Source organism: Flagellimonas aurea (genome assembly GCF_017313785.1).
GTDB lineage: Bacteria > Bacteroidota > Bacteroidia > Flavobacteriales > Flavobacteriaceae > Flagellimonas > Flagellimonas aurea.
In genome coordinates, this window is record NZ_JAFLNL010000007.1 from 220,019 (window position 1) to 235,729 (window position 15,711).

General features: G+C 43.1%; 10 protein-coding genes. All 10 read left to right on the plus strand.

Annotated features, from left to right (window positions below; genetic code table 11):
• The first annotated feature begins 42 nt into the window (after positions 1-42).
• The 10 genes from J0656_RS13485 (at position 43) to cyoE (ending at position 15,710) form a co-directional block, all read left to right on the plus strand.
• On the plus strand, positions 43-486 hold the full coding sequence (locus J0656_RS13485) for a cupin domain-containing protein (protein WP_207034763.1): 444 nt from the start codon (positions 43-45) through the stop codon (positions 484-486).
• Positions 487-567: 81 nt separating this feature from the next.
• A complete protein-coding gene (queG, locus tag J0656_RS13490) occupies positions 568-1,464 on the plus strand; it encodes a tRNA epoxyqueuosine(34) reductase QueG (RefSeq protein WP_375587556.1) in 897 nt (298 codons plus the stop codon).
• A 75-nt stretch (positions 1,465-1,539) separates the two neighbouring features.
• Entirely contained in the window at positions 1,540-2,865 is a 1,326-nt protein-coding gene (locus tag J0656_RS13495; protein ID WP_237688945.1) for an MFS transporter, read from the plus strand.
• A gap of 124 nt (positions 2,866-2,989) precedes the next feature.
• Positions 2,990-5,287 carry an NADP-dependent malic enzyme gene (locus J0656_RS13500; RefSeq protein ID WP_207034768.1) on the plus strand — a complete coding sequence of 766 codons (2,298 nt, stop codon included), beginning with the start codon at positions 2,990-2,992 and terminating at the stop codon, positions 5,285-5,287.
• Between the two features lie 20 nt (positions 5,288-5,307).
• Positions 5,308-5,889: a Holliday junction branch migration protein RuvA gene (gene ruvA, locus J0656_RS13505; RefSeq protein WP_207034770.1), complete on the plus strand. Its 582-nt coding sequence runs from the start codon at positions 5,308-5,310 to the stop codon at positions 5,887-5,889.
• 5 nt (positions 5,890-5,894) lie between these two features.
• Positions 5,895-12,998 carry a T9SS outer membrane translocon Sov/SprA gene (sov, locus tag J0656_RS13510; RefSeq protein ID WP_207034771.1) on the plus strand — a complete coding sequence of 2,368 codons (7,104 nt, stop codon included), beginning with the start codon at positions 5,895-5,897 and terminating at the stop codon, positions 12,996-12,998.
• A 105-nt stretch (positions 12,999-13,103) separates the two neighbouring features.
• Entirely contained in the window at positions 13,104-13,484 is a 381-nt protein-coding gene (gcvH, locus tag J0656_RS13515) for a glycine cleavage system protein GcvH (RefSeq protein WP_207034773.1), read from the plus strand.
• The gene (locus J0656_RS13520; protein WP_207034776.1) at positions 13,477-13,884 is read left to right on the plus strand and encodes a VanZ family protein; all 408 of its coding nucleotides are present in this window, start codon (positions 13,477-13,479) and stop codon (positions 13,882-13,884) included. The genes gcvH and J0656_RS13520 overlap by 8 nt, the downstream gene beginning before the upstream one ends.
• Positions 13,885-13,947: 63 nt before the next feature.
• Positions 13,948-14,652 (plus strand): energy transducer TonB, encoded by a 705-nt coding sequence (locus J0656_RS13525; RefSeq protein WP_108246289.1) that lies wholly within the window; start codon positions 13,948-13,950, stop codon positions 14,650-14,652.
• A gap of 155 nt (positions 14,653-14,807) precedes the next feature.
• Positions 14,808-15,710 carry a heme o synthase gene (gene cyoE / locus J0656_RS13530; protein ID WP_108246288.1) on the plus strand — a complete coding sequence of 301 codons (903 nt, stop codon included), beginning with the start codon at positions 14,808-14,810 and terminating at the stop codon, positions 15,708-15,710.
• The last annotated feature ends 1 nt before the right edge of the window (position 15,711 follow it).

The window sequence follows — 15,711 nt, forward strand, 5'->3', positions numbered from 1 at the left end:
GAAAATTAATATATATGTTTGTGAGACAAAAATCTCACGAAAATGAAAAACAATACTTCAAAATGGGTCTTGGGCCAAAAGGTAACATTGCACCCGACCACGGGTGATTATGATATGGTTGTTTGTGAAACGCCAGCTGGTGCACAAGGTCCGCCACCACATATACATAGCGAGTACAAGGAAGCTTTTATGGTAATCCAGGGTGAGCTTGAGTTTTTTGTGAACGGGAAGACATTTATTTGTAAACAGGGAGAGTCTGTGGATGTGCCACCGGGAACTCTGCATACGTTCAGTAATAAAAAGGATTCACCTTGTACCTGGATCAATATTCACAGTCCCAAAGGATTCTCTAAGTTTTTTGAGACTTTTGGTGTTCCCGAAACCGAAGACAATGCCGTCATGAAATCTGTTGAACCAGAAATCATTCAAAAGGTATTGGCCACGGCATCCGATTTTGATATGGCCATTCCTCCCCCTCCGCAATAAAATTGAGCATGTCTTTTGTATATTGGTGCTTCAAAACATAAGTAGTCGCCAATATTGAATTCGACAACCAAACATACCTTTATGATCAAGACCGAAGCCAAGCGCCTCGGTTTTTTGTCGTGTGGCATATCAAAGGCGGGGTTTTTGGAAGAAGAAGCGCCCCGTTTGGAGAAATGGCTCAACCAGAACATGCATGGCGAAATGCAGTACATGGAGAACCATTTTGATAAGCGTTTGGATCCTACAAAATTGGTTGAAGGTTCCAAGTCGGTCATATCACTCTTGTTGAATTACTTTCCTTCCGAAGAGCAAAACCCCGATTCCTATAAAATTTCCAAATATGCCTATGGGATGGATTATCACTTTGTGATAAAGGACAAGCTCAAAAGCCTGCTTCAGTTTATTCAAGAAGAAATAGGGGATGTCCATGGACGTGCATTTGTGGATTCTGCTCCGATTCTGGATAAGGCATGGGCCGCCAAAAGCGGTTTGGGTTGGATAGGAAAGAACAGTAACTTGCTGACCCAACAAGTAGGCTCATTTTATTTTATTGCTGAACTGATCGTAGATTTGGAACTGGAATACGATACACCGGTCACCGACCATTGTGGAACCTGCACTGCTTGTATTGATGCCTGTCCTACGGAGGCCATTGTGCAGCCCTACGTGGTCGATGGCAGTAAATGTATTTCCTATCTCACCATTGAATTGAAGAACGAGATTCCTTCCGAATTCGATGGTAAATTGGACGAATGGATGTTCGGTTGTGATGTGTGCCAAGATGTTTGTCCATGGAACCGATTCTCAAAACCGCATAGCGAACCCCTTTTTAATCCTAATCCCGACTTGTTGTCCTTCACCAAAAAAGATTGGGAAGAGATAACAGAGGATGTCTTCAAAAAAATCTTCAAAAAGTCAGCGGTAAAGAGAACAAAATTATCCGGTCTTGAGCGGAACATCAATTTTTTGAAGAAATAGCATTATATTGAGCTATATTCTTAAAATATCCATGTCTTTTGTTGGGATATGGTAAAGACTAGCTAAACAAACAGGATGATTACGATTAAAAAACCAAAATTAGGCTTTTGGCAAATTTTTAATATGAATGTTGGGTTCCTTGGAATCCAATACAGTTTTGGGTTGCAGCAGAGCGCCATTAACCCAATATTTCTTTTTTTGGGGGCTTCGGAAGAAATGCTCCCCGTTCTAAATATTGCGGGGCCGGTAACGGGCTTGATCGTTCAACCCATTATTGGGGCCGTATCCGATAAAACATGGTCTCCACGTTGGGGCAGGCGTAAACCTTTCTTCTTGATAGGTGCCATAATGGGCAGTATCTGTTTGTTTGCCTTTCCCTTAAGTCCCGCCTTATGGTTCGCTGTGGGATTGTTGTGGATTTTGGACGTGGGAAACAACATGGCCATGGAGCCATATCGGGCGTTTGTTGGGGATAAATTGCCGGAGTCACAATTCAGTATGGGCTATCAAATGCAGAGCCTTTTTGTGGGTGCGGGTATTCTTTTGGCCAATGCTTCCATCTTTTTGTTCCAGGATTGGTTTGGTGGGGGACAAGAAATAGAAGGGACGGTGCCCAAATGGTTGTACTATTCTTTTTTTATAGGATCGTTCTTATCGATAGCCACCATCTTATGGTCTGTTTTAAAAACTCCCGAGATTCCTCCCACGGATGAAGAGCTTTCAGAAATCAATAAACATAAAGCGCTACCCTTCATGGAACGCGTCAAGGTTCCATTTGTGGAAATTGCCAAAGCGATCAAGGATATGCCCAAATTTATGTGGAAGCTTTCGGCCGTATACCTATTTCAATGGTATGCCCTTTTTGTGTATTGGCAGTTCATAACGCCATTGTTCAGGGTCTCATTGGGGTACGATACTTCAGAGGCTGCTGCGCAAGCTGCCAAAATGAGCACAACCTACAATGTTGTCACGGCTGTTGTTGCATTGGTATTGGTACCGTTGACCGTGCGTTTTGGAGGTAAAAAAGTATATGCTTTGAGTTTATTGGGCACGGCCATTGCGCTGTTTGCCATACCATATATTCAAGATCCGGTTTATGTGCTGTTCCCCATGGTGCTGTTTGGAATTGGTTGGGCGGCCATGATGGGAATCCCGTACAGTATGGTTTCCAAAGTAGTGCCTCAGGAACGAAGAGGGGTGTACATGGGTATACTAAATATGATGATCGTAATTCCAATGGGCATTGAAACACTTTCTTTTGGCCCTATTTTTAAAAACCTTTTGGGGGGCAATTCAGTCAATGCGATGCTTTTTGCAGGCTTGTTTTTTGTTATAGCAAGCATTTTGGCCATGCGACTCAATGTTAAAAGGGCTAAAAAGGAGTATCCCTTGGATTCCTAAACCAAACTGAGGCAGTAGGTTATAAAATTACCTTTTTAATTTTTCGGTCAACTTGAAATTGATTATCAAGATTTTAAGATAAAAGCAACGAATGCCCTAACTTTACCACTTCATTTTTTACAATATGAGCAAGGAAAAGCAAAGAAGGGAGGCGTTACTGTATCACGCAAAACCACAGCCGGGAAAAATCAAGATTGTACCAACAAAACCATATTCCACCCAAAGGGACTTGGCATTGGCCTACTCACCAGGGGTGGCCGAACCTTGTTTGGAAATTGAAAAGAACAAGGATGATGTTTACAAGTACACTGCCAAAGGGAACATCGTTGCCATAATTTCCAATGGAACGGCTGTATTGGGTCTGGGGGATATTGGACCAGAAGCTTCCAAGCCGGTAATGGAAGGAAAGAGTTTGCTTTTTAAGATTTTTGCTGATATAGATGGAATCGACATCGAATTGGATACCAAGGATGTTGATCGTTTTATCGAAACGGTAAAGACAATTGCTCCTACATTCGGAGGTATTAATTTAGAGGATATTAAAGCTCCAGAAGCCTTTGAGATAGAACGAAGATTGAAGGAAGAGTTGGATATCCCGGTAATGCATGATGATCAACACGGTACTGCCATAATTTCTGCTGCCGCTTTGTTGAATGCCCTCGAAATTGCGGAGAAGAAAATTGAAGATGTTAGAATCGTGGTAAGCGGGGCTGGTGCAGCGGCCGTTTCCTGTACCAAGTTGTACAAGGCATTTGGAGCAAAGGCGGAGAATATCGTAATGCTCGATAGTAAAGGGGTAATACGAAGCGATCGAGAAAACTTAAGTGTGGAGAAAGCGGAGTTTGCCACTGATAGAAAAATTGATACTTTGGAAGAAGCCATGGTCGATGCTGATGTCTTCATTGGGCTTTCCATAGCTGATATTGTTTCTCCGGAAATGTTGAGTTCCATGGCTGAAAACCCGATTGTTTTTGCCATGGCCAATCCTAATCCCGAAATCGAGTACGATTTGGCCTGTAAAACAAGAAAGGATATCATTATGGCGACGGGGCGTTCCGACCATCCTAACCAAGTGAACAATGTACTTGGGTTCCCTTTCATTTTTAGAGGAGCTTTGGATGTGCGTGCCACTAAAATCAACGAGGAAATGAAGATGGCCGCCGTTAGGGCCTTGGCCGACTTGACCAGGGAACCCGTTCCAGAGCAAGTCAATATAGCTTACGATGCCACTAGGTTGACTTTTGGTAGAAATTATATCATTCCAAAGCCATTTGACCCTAGATTGATTACCAAAATTCCACCTGCAGTTGCCAAAGCCGCCATGGATAGTGGAGTGGCCAAATTTCCTATCCAAGATTGGGATAGGTACGAAGAGGAACTGTATCAAAGGTCAGGTAACGACAATAAAGTAGTGAGGTTGTTGCACAACAGGGCCAAGGTAAATCCAAAGCGTATTGTTTTTGCAGAGGCGGAATTGTTGGATGTGATGAAGGCCGCTCAGATTGTTTACGAAGAAGGAATAGCAACACCTATTTTGCTCGGAAACAAGGAAATCATAGAACATCTAAAGAAAGAACTTGAATTTGATGCAGAGGTGCCGATTATAGACCCGCGTTCTGATGAGTTCAGTGAAATGCGTTCCAGATATGCGTTAAAGCTTTGGGAACTCAGAAAAAGAAAAGGTGAGACCAAATATAGTGCCCGTGTAAACATGGGCAAGCGTAACTATTTTGGTGCTATGATGTTGAAAGAGGGCGATGCCGATGGTATGATTTCTGGTTATTCTAGGGCATACCCCAAAGTATTGCGCCCTGTTTTTGAAGTATTGGGAAGGGCCAAGAATGTGCAGAATGCGAGTACTGTCAATATAATGATAACCGATAGAGGCCCGTTGTTTTTAGCGGATACCTCCATTAATATAAATCCGAATGCCGAGGAGCTTGCCGAGATTGCCCAAATGACGGCAAATGTGGCCAAAACCTTTGGTTTCAACCCAATAATGGCATTGCTATCCTATGCGAACTTTGGTTCGTCAAACCATCCGCATGCCAAAAAGGTTAGGGAGGCCGTGAAAATCCTGCACGAAAGAAATCCTGATTTGGTGGTCGATGGTGAAATTCAAACCGATTTTGCCCTTGATCCAGAAATGAGCGATAAAAATTTCCCATTCTCCAAAATATCAGGAAAAAAGGTCAACACCTTTGTATTTCCGAACTTGGAATCTGCAAATATTACTTATAAATTACTGAAAGGTCTTAACAAGGCTGATTCGATTGGACCAATAATGGTCGGATTGACCAAAGCTGCCCATATTTTACAGTTGGGTGCCAGTGTGGATGAAATGGTAAATATGGCTGCTGTTGCCGTTATTGATGCCCAAGAACGGGAGAAAAGAAGAAAAGCTAGAATGCAAGGAGAATAGTCCCTATAAAACCAGATAGCATGATTACCCATTTAAGAGGAAAACTGGTCGAAAAAAATCCAACTTACGCCATTGTGGAATGTGCTGGGGTGGGCTATTTTTTGAATATTTCTTTGCACACTTTTTCCTTGCTAACCGATGAGGAAAATATATTTATTTATACGGACTTATTAGTAAAGGAAGATTCCCATACCCTGTTCGGTTTTGCAGAGCGTGCAGAGCGCGAAGTCTTCCGTTTATTGATATCAGTTTCAGGGGTCGGGGCCAGTACCGCACGTACCATGTTGTCCTCTTTGTCACCGGCCGATGTCAGGGATGCCATAGCCAATGGCGATGTGCCCACAATCCAGTCTGTAAAAGGGATTGGGGCCAAAACTGCCCAACGCGTAATTTTGGATTTAAAGGACAAGATTTTAAAAGTCTACGACATAGGCAAAGTTTCACAACAATCAAACAATACAAATAAAGAAGAAGCGTTATCTGCATTAGAGGTTCTTGGTTTTACCAGAAAGCAATCTGAAAAGGTGGTCGACAAGGTACTTTCCCAAGATACTTCGTTAAGCGTAGAGAACATTATAAAACAGGCGCTGAAAAATTTGTAACTAGTTTGAAAAAAGGGGCAAAACCAATACTTAAACCAACACGTTTTAAGTACACCTTCTTTATTGTTTGTTTGCTGTCCATATCCAACCTATTGGCGCAGGAAACCAACGAACAGGCACAGGACTCAGTGAAAACGGGCGCTGAGCTTGGTCGTCTTATTATGCAAAATCCCGACAGCATTGTTGCAAAATATACCTACGATCCCAAAACAAATACATACGTCTATACCGAGAGCATTGGCGATTTCAATGTCAATTACCCTATAATCCTTACTCCTGAACAATACTACGATCTTGTGGAAAAGGAGCAGATGAAGCTCTATTTTAAACAAAAGGGAGACGCCTATGCTGGAAAAAAGGCTGGAAGCGAAGAAGCGAGACGAAATCTTTTGCCCAACTTTTATGTGAACAGTAACTTTTTTGAGACCATTTTTGGGGGAAATACCATTGAGGTAATACCACAAGGGTCGGTGGCCATGGATTTGGGCGTATTGTGGCAGAAGAATGATAACCCTGCATTATCGCCCAGAAACCGTACCAATCTGTCTTTTGATTTTGATCAGCGTATCAGTTTAAGTTTACTGGGAAAAGTTGGCGAGAGGCTTCAGGTTACCGCAAATTACGATACCGAGGCAACTTTCGATTTCCAGAATTTGGTCAAGTTGGATTATACGCCCACCGAAGATGATATCCTTCAAAAAATTGAAGTGGGTAATGTCAGCATGCCCCTAAACAGTTCCTTGATCACCGGTGCACAGAGTTTATTCGGTGTAAAAACACAACTTCAATTTGGAAAAACCACAGTCACCGCTGTGTTTTCCGAGCAGCGTTCCCAAAACAATACCGTGGTTGCCCAAGGTGGTGGAACGGTAAATGAATTTTCGCTTACGGCCTTGGATTATGATGAGGATAGACATTTTTTCTTGGCACATTATTTCCGTGACAACTATGACCGTGCTTTGCAGTTTTATCCATTCATACAGACCCAGGTACAGATTACCCGTTTGGAGGTGTGGGTGACCAACCGAAACCAACAAACACAAAACGTAAGAAACGTGGTGGCCATCCAGGATTTAGGAGAGGCCATTTCAGATAATACCCGCATTGGTGTGAACAATGGTGATCCCGCAGGATTTTTTAATCCTCAGGCAGTGGCAACAGGACTTCCACAGAACGGGGCTAACGACTATGATCCCAATCAAATTGGGAGTGGGGCACTAACACCGGCTATTCGTGATATTGCAACGGTGGAATCCGGATTTAATATCCCTGGCTATACCGTAAACCAAGGATTTGATTATGCGATTTTGGAAAACGCCAGAAAACTGGAACCTGGCAGGGATTACGAGTTCGATTCCCAATTGGGTTACATTTCTTTGAGCCAGAGTTTGAGTAATGATGAGGTGCTAGGGGTTGCTTTCCAGTATACCTTTAATGGGCAGGTCTATCAAGTTGGGGAATTTGCCAACGGAGGTGTGGATGCGACCACGATTCCACCAAATTCTAACTTGATTGAGAACAATTCATTGGTCTTGAAACTATTGAAAAGTAACATCACCAATGTACAGGACCCTATTTGGGATTTGATGATGAAAAACATCTATTCCACTGGAGCTTATCAATTGAGTCAAGAAGATTTTAAACTCAATATCCTCTATTCCGACCCTACGCCCAGAAACTACATTACCCCGGTCGACCCGAACGCTGGTTGGCCAACTGGTCTGCAAGATCAAGTGCTTTTAAATGTGTTCAATCTGGACCGTTTGAACACTTATAATGATGTGCAACCGGGAGGAGATGGTTTTTTTGATTATGTCGAAGGTATAACGGTCGATTCGCAATCAGGACGGATTATTTTTACAAAGGTCGAGCCATTCGGGGAATACCTTTTCGAATTACTAGGGGGAGGCGTCTATGATGTGGACAACGATCAGGGCTATAATCCCAACCAACAGCGTTACGTGTTCCGAAACATGTACGCCAAGACCAAGGCAGCTTCCTTACAAGATGCCGAAAAAAACAGATTTCAAATAAAAGGAAAATATACTTCGCAATCCAATAACGGTATTCCAATTGGAGCTTTCAATGTGCCTCAAGGTTCGGTTACCGTAACTGCAGGAGGTCGCCAGTTGCAAGAAGGGATTGATTATACTGTAAATTATCAAGCCGGTACGGTGCAGCTTCTCGACCCAAGTTTGGAAGCCTCCAATACGCCTATCAATATTTCGGTGGAGAACAATGCGGTGTTTGGTCAGCAGACCAGACGTTTTGCAGGGGTGAACGTGGAACATAAATTCAACGAAAAGTTTCTTTTAGGGGGAACCTTTCTCAACTTGAACGAGCGTCCCTTGACACAAAAATCAAACTACGGAATCGAGCCCGTGAACAATACCATTTTTGGACTGAACGGAAATTTCAGTACCGAAATTCCGTTCCTGACGAGATTGGCCAATAAGTTGCCAAATATTGATACGGATGTGCCTTCCAATCTTTCTGTAAGGGGAGAGGTGGCATTTTTAAGGCCCAATTCGCCAAAAAATGCGGATTTTCAAGGCGAGACCACTACCTATCTGGATGATTTTGAAGGAGCACAGGCCTTGATTGATATTCGCTCATCGCTAGGGTGGACATTGGCGAGCCCGCCAGTAGAGTTTTTGAATGATAGAACGGGAATAGATGTAGGTTACGAACGTGCTAAAATGGCATGGTACACCATCGATCCTATTTTTTATACCAACCAAAGACCATCTGGATTGTCGGACAATGATATCTCGTTGAACTCTACCCGTAGGGTTTTTATTGATGAGGTATTTACCGAAACCGATATTGCGCAAGGGCAGACCCAAGTACAAAGTACTTTGGACATTGTTTACTATCCCAATCAAAAAGGGCCATACAATGCCAATCCAAGTTTTGAAACCGAAACCCCGGATGCCAAATGGGGCGGAATCATGAGACCGTTGAGCAGTACCAACTTTGAGCAATCCAATGTGGAATTTGTCCAATTTTGGGTGTTGGATCCTTATGTTGATGGTGAAACCGTTGATGGCAATGCGGGGGAACTGGTGCTCAACCTGGGAAATATTTCCGAAGATATTTTAAAGGATGGTCGAAAGCAATACGAAAACGGATTGCCTGCCAGCACCAATAATGAGATCCCGAGAGAGACCATTTGGGGCCAAGTACCTTCTACGCAGTCGTTGGTTTACGCATTTGATGCCGATGAGGCCAATAGGTCGGCACAAGACCTTGGTCTGGACGGTTACGACGATGCAGAAGAAGCTACAATCTATAATGGTCCTGCGGAAGATCCCGCCTTAGATAACTATCAGTATTATTTGAACCGCGAAGGAGGAATCTTGGAGCGCTATTTGGATTTTAACAATACGCAGGGAAACTCCCCGGTTACCGTTACAAATACCAATAGGGGGTCCACCACTTTGCCGGATGTAGAGGATATTGATAGGGATTTGACCATGAATACGGTGAACAGCTATTACGAATACCGAATCCAGATAAAGCCAAATACAACTATCGATGATCAATACGTAACGGATATCCGTGAAGGACAGACACCTACGTTGCCCAATGGAACGCAGTTGAACCGTAGATGGATTCAGTATAAAATTCCACTGAGCGATTTTACCGATGCAGTGGGCGGAATTTCGGATTTTAGGTCCATTAGCTTTATGCGGATGTACCTTACCGGGTTTTCGGATGATGTGGTTCTTCGTTTTGCTACCTTGGATTTGGTACGCGGGGATTGGAGGACCTATACCAATTCGCTACAGCCCACTGTGGACAATGATCCTACGGATGATGCTACCGTGACTGACGTAAATACCGTAAATATTGAAGAAAACTACGGAAGACAGCCCATACCATATGTATTGCCACCGGGAGTTTTTAGGGAGCAGTTGAACAATAACAATACAATAATTCGCCAGAATGAGCAGTCTTTGTCCTTTGTGGTGGAAAACCTGGAGTCTCAGGATTCCCGAGGCGTATTTAAAAATGTGAATGTGGATGTGCGTCAGTACGAACGTTTGAAAATGTTCATGCACGCCGAAAAAATATTCAATGCCGATTATTCGGACAGTGATACGCCTCTGGTCGGTTTCTTGAGAATCGGCACGGATTTCTCCGAAAACTTTTATCAGATAGAATTACCACTTCAATTTACCTCTTTCGGGGCATCAACTGCGGAAGAGATTTGGCCGGATGTCAACGAAATAGATGTAGCGTTGAGGGATTTGAACAAGGTAAAATCAAAAGGGATATCCGATCAGACCCTTGACGAGATCAACTACTACGAAATAGTGGATGGCGAGGCTGTTTTGGTAGATGAGTTCGCTCCACGAACTTTGGGAAGGGTCCGGATTGGAATCAGGGGTAACCCATCCTTGGGTAGTATCCGTGGTATGATGGTCGGTATCAAAAACATCGATGATATTCCTGCACGGGGAGAAGTTTGGTTCAACGAGCTTCGTTTGGCAGGATTGGAAAATAATGGAGGTTGGGCCGCCACGGCTGCCCTGGACGCCAACATGGCGGATTTTGCGAACGTAACCGCAACCGGAAGTAGAAGTACATCTGGTTTTGGGTCCATAGACCAGTCACCTACAGAACGAGCTTTGGAAGATGCTATTTCTTATGACGTAGTGACAAATGTAAACGTAGGCCAGTTATTTCCAAAGAAATGGAACTTACAATTGCCGTTTAACTACGGGATATCGGAAACATTGATCACCCCGGAGTTCGACCCGGTTTATGATGACTTGAGGCTGGATGACAGGATTGCGGCAGCTTCAACACAAGAAGAAGCGGAAACCATTCAGGAGCAGGCGGAAGATTATACTAAACGTACCAGTATCAATTTGATCGGGGTCAGAAAAAATAGGGGAGAGGAAGCCGAGGAAAATTTCTTCGATGTAGAAAACTTCACCTTCAATTATTCCTATAACGAAACCGACCATAGGGATTTTGAGGTAGCGGAACTACGGGATCAAAACGTTTCGACTGGATTTGTCTACAATCATAATTTTAAACCGGCTCCCGTGGCGCCGTTCGCCAAAAAGGATTCCATGCTCACCGGTAAATATTGGCAATGGCTCAAGGATTTGAACTTTAATGCCCTGCCCACAAGCTTGTCGGTGAATGCCAACTATAACCGCTCCTTTAATCAACAAAGGTATCGTGATGTGTTGGAGCCGGGAGTGGATGCGCTCCAGTTGCCATTGCTTCAACAGCGTAACTACCTGTTCAATTGGCAATATGCACTCAACTATAGTTTGTCAAAATCATTACGACTAAACCTTACTGCTTCCAACAACAATATTGTCCGTAATTATTTTAATGTGGACGATGATCGGGATTCGGGAATCAATCAGGCACTTGATTTATGGGACGGCTTCTTTGATATAGGAGAGCCCAACCGACATGCACAGCAAATGCAATTGAACTATGAGCTGCCGCTTAGCAAGATTCCATTTCTGAATTTTATAAACGCCCAGTACACTTATACCAGTAATTTTGATTGGCAACGAGGTGGCGATGCACTTATCGAGGTTGCTGGGGAGAACATCAATACCGTTCAGAATGCCAGCACCCATAATTTGACGGCCAATATGAGCATGCAACGTTTTTATGACTTTTTGGGTCTGAGGAAACGTGACGGAAAAGTAACAGCGAACCAAGCGGCGATAAGAAGGGACAAAGCAGGAAACCCCGCTAATGGTGAAGAAGCAGAAGGACCACGAAAAACCAGTAAGGGCTTCAATACCTTGGTAGATATTGTAACCATGGTGAAACGGGTGAACGTGAATTATAGCGAGAACCGAGGAACGGTGTTGCCGGGTTATACACAATCCATCGGGTTTATCGGAACCTCCCGACCAACATTGGGATTTGTCTTTGGAAGTCAGTCCGATGTAAGGTTCGAGGCGGCGCGTAGAGGGTGGTTGACGGATTATCCAGAGTACAGCAACCAATTCATGCAAAACACCAACAGGCAGTTGAATGTGACCGCTACGGCCCAGCCAACACAAGATTTGACAATCGACCTAACGGCAGATAGAAATTTCATGAGCTCTTCCCAAGAGACCTACAGTCCTGAGGATTGGGCAAATGGACAGCCTGGATTGATCAACGAAATGGGGAACTTTAGCATTTCCACCGTAATGATCGGAACCGTATTTAGTAAAAGTGATGAATTTGATTCGGAAACTTTTGAGCAGTTCAAACAAAATAGGATAACCATTGCCAACCGGTTGGTGACGGACAGAGGTGAAAACCCGGGGCAATTGGATGAGGATGGATTCCCAGAGCGCTACGGCAAAACACAACAGGATGTGCTGCTTCCGGCATTCTTTGCTGCCTACACTGGGCAAGATGCTGAGCGTGTGAACATGGATGCATTCCGGGAAATTCCTATTCCCAACTGGAATATTAAATATACTGGTTTAATGAAAAACCGATGGTTCAAAAAGAAATTCAAACGATTCTCATTGAGCCATGGCTATCGTGCTGCTTACAGTGTGAACTCCTTCCAGACCAATTTGGAGCGCCAGAACACTTCTATCGACTCAGAGACGGGTGATTGGCTTCCCAAAACATTGATCAATAATGTGGTGCTTACGGATGAGTTCAATCCGCTGATGCGTGTGGATTTTGAGATGCAAAATTCGTTCAGCTTCTTGGCCGAGATGAGGACTAGTAGGACTTTGTCGCTAAGTTTTGATAATAATCTTTTGACGGAAATCAATGGAAACGAATATACACTTGGTCTTGGTTACCGCTTCAAGGATGTAAAGTTTGTGACCAATATTGGCGGTGAGAAAACACGTTTAAAAGGAGACCTGAACCTAAAGGCGGACCTTTCACTCCGTGATAATATTACCATCATACGTAATTTGGATATCAATAATAACCAGATTACTTCGGGTCAACGATTGATGTCCATAAAATTTACTGCGGATTACGCTCTTAGCAAAAGTTTGAACGCGTTGTTCTTCTACGATCATTCCTTTTCAGAGTTTGCGGTATCCACTGCATTTCCGCAGACTACCATCAATACCGGCTTTACGTTGCGATACAACTTCGGAAACTAGAAAACACCCTATATTTATTTAGGTATCATTTTGTCGCAAAGTTTCTTTGAAAAGCTTTCCGCAATCTGTTACATTTGCCCATCGACTAATTCAAATACATTAGCAATGAACATACCATCAGAATTAAAGTACACAAAGGACCATGAGTGGGTCAAGATAGATGGAGATATCGCCACCGTGGGAATCACGGATTTTGCTCAGAGTGAGCTAGGGGATATCGTTTACGTGGAAGTGGAAACTTTGGATGAGACCTTGGACAAAGAAGAGGTTTTTGGAACAGTTGAAGCGGTAAAGACCGTTTCGGATTTGTTTTTGCCATTAAGTGGTGAGATCATCGAGTTCAATGAAGCATTGGAAGACGAGCCCGAAAAAGTGAATTCCGACCCTTATGGCGATGGCTGGATGGTGAAGATTAAAATAACAGCGCCTTCCGAAGTGGAAGAACTAATGAGTGCCGATGATTACAAGGCATTGATAGGTGCTTAAAAAAAGCATATATACCATATTGTTTATAAGCTGGGTAGTGGTCATCACAATGCTCAGCTTATTTTCTTTCTCGCAAATGGATTTGGATACAGGGGGTCTTAACATTCCATATGCCGATAAAATCGTTCATTTTACATTTTATTTGGTGTTCGCGTTTGTGGGAAGTTTAAGTTTACGGGAAAGAACCTCTGGAAGCCTGGGATTGAGAAAAACCTTGATTATTGTTTTAATTTTCGCTATATTATATGGAATGCTGATTGAGGTGCTCCAATATACCCTAACAATGGACCGGATGGCCGAATTTGCCGATGTTTTGGCAAATACACTGGGAGCATTTGCAGGAATTGGATTGATTCGGTGGTTTTTTTCTAAGAAAAACCCGTTAAAATGGAAATTTTAATTGTTTATTTAACCAATTAATAATTAAATTAGCAAACACTAAATTTAGAAAAGGAGAAAAAGGATGGAACCAAAAAAGAACCCGAAAGCAGACGTAGGAAGAAACAGTGCCCTATATTTCGTTATAGGATTGGCCGCTGTTTTGGCATTGGTATACGGAGCCATGGAGTGGAAGAAATATGACAAGGTCAATGATTACGACATTTCTATGAATGTCGAAGATCAGTTGGACGAAGAAGTGCCAATGACCGAGCAAATCAAGACTCCGCCACCGCCACCGCCACCTGCAGCCCCCGAAGTTATCGAGGTTGTAGAAGATGAGGAAGAAGTTGAGGAAACAGTAATCGAGTCTACTGAAACCAGCCAAGAAGAAGAGGTAATCGAAATCGAGGAAGTTGAAGTGGAAGAAGTTGAAGAGGATATTTCTGTTCCTTTTGCAGTTATCGAGGACGTGCCAGTATTCCCTGGTTGTGAAAATGCTAAGGATAAAAAGGCTTGTTTCCAAGAACAAATGCAAAACCACATCCGTAAAAACTTCCGTTACCCAGAAATTGCCCAAGAAATGGGAGTTCAAGGTAGGGTAAGTGTGATTTTCGTTATCCAGAAAGATGGAAGTATCGGAAACATTAGAATGCGTGGACCGGATAAAAACTTGGAAGCAGAGGCAATGAGGATTATTCAAAAGTTGCCTAAAATGACTCCTGGAAAACAAAGAGGTAGGCCAGTAAAGGTTCCTTTCAGTATTCCAATTACATTTAAGCTTCAGTAAGATTTATATAATTCCTGTCGAGGCAGGAATGGAAAAAGCCCTGATGGAAACGTCAGGGCTTTTTTTATTCATTTAAATACTAGAATCATAAAACTTTAGCTTTGGTTGCAAAAGATATACACTGGCGTTATCTTTGCCAGCCAATAATGTAGTGGATGAAATCTGCCGTAGGTTCAGTAAAAAGCAATACTCTTTCCCTAGTATTTTCCGACTTTAAGGAGATTACCAAGGCCAAATTGGCCGTAAGCGTGGTCTTCTCTTCGATTGCGGGGTATTTTCTGGGCGCCTATCAGGTGGATTTGGTTTCCTTGTTGTTATTGATGTTTGGGGGGTACTGCATGGTCGGGGCCTCAAATGCATATAATCAAATTATAGAAAAGGATCTCGACGCTCTGATGAAGCGTACAAGAAATCGGCCTATTCCATCAGGTAGAATGAGTGTTAGGACTGCCCTGATCATCGCGGTCACTTTAACAGTGCTGGGTGTTTTGGCTTTGCTGGCACTAAGCCCTAAAACGGCGATGTTCGGTGCTATATCCATTTTTTTGTATACCAGTGTTTATACGCCGCTAAAAACAAAGTCACCACTTTCGGTATTTGTTGGTGCCTTTCCTGGTGCCATACCATTTATGTTGGGATGGGTTGCCGCTACCGATGATTTTGGGATTGAACCCGGCACATTATTTATGATACAATTCTTCTGGCAGTTTCCGCACTTCTGGGCACTGGGTTGGATGTTGGATGACGACTACAAACAAGCAGGCTTCAAGATGTTGCCTACAGGAAATAGGGATAAGGGAACGGCACTTCAGATCATACTTTACACCATCTGGATGATTGTAATCTCCATTGTCCCAGTTTTTGGTTTCACGGGCAGGCTTAACCTTTCCATTACTGCAGCAATCATCGTATTTTTGTCAGGATTGGTCATGTTGTTTTTTGCTTTCAAACTTTATGAAAATAGGGACAATGCATCAGCCAGAAAATTAATGTTGGCCAGTGTTACCTACATATCATTGATTCAGATAGTATACGTATTAGATAAGTTTATAAGCTAAA

Bases quoted from the DNA above. Each gene is read 5' to 3' on its own strand.
- J0656_RS13485 (WP_207034763.1), top strand. From the start codon at position 43: ATGAAAAACAATACTTCAAAATGGGTCTTGGGCCAAAAGGTAACATTG.
- queG (WP_375587556.1), top strand. From the start codon at position 568: ATGATCAAGACCGAAGCCAAGCGCCTCGGTTTTTTGTCGTGTGGCATA.
- J0656_RS13495 (WP_237688945.1), top strand. From the start codon at position 1,540: ATGATTACGATTAAAAAACCAAAATTAGGCTTTTGGCAAATTTTTAAT.
- J0656_RS13500 (WP_207034768.1), top strand. From the start codon at position 2,990: ATGAGCAAGGAAAAGCAAAGAAGGGAGGCGTTACTGTATCACGCAAAA.
- ruvA (WP_207034770.1), top strand. From the start codon at position 5,308: ATGATTACCCATTTAAGAGGAAAACTGGTCGAAAAAAATCCAACTTAC.
- gcvH (WP_207034773.1), top strand. From the start codon at position 13,104: ATGAACATACCATCAGAATTAAAGTACACAAAGGACCATGAGTGGGTC.
- J0656_RS13525 (WP_108246289.1), top strand. From the start codon at position 13,948: ATGGAACCAAAAAAGAACCCGAAAGCAGACGTAGGAAGAAACAGTGCC.
- cyoE (WP_108246288.1), top strand. From the start codon at position 14,808: ATGAAATCTGCCGTAGGTTCAGTAAAAAGCAATACTCTTTCCCTAGTA.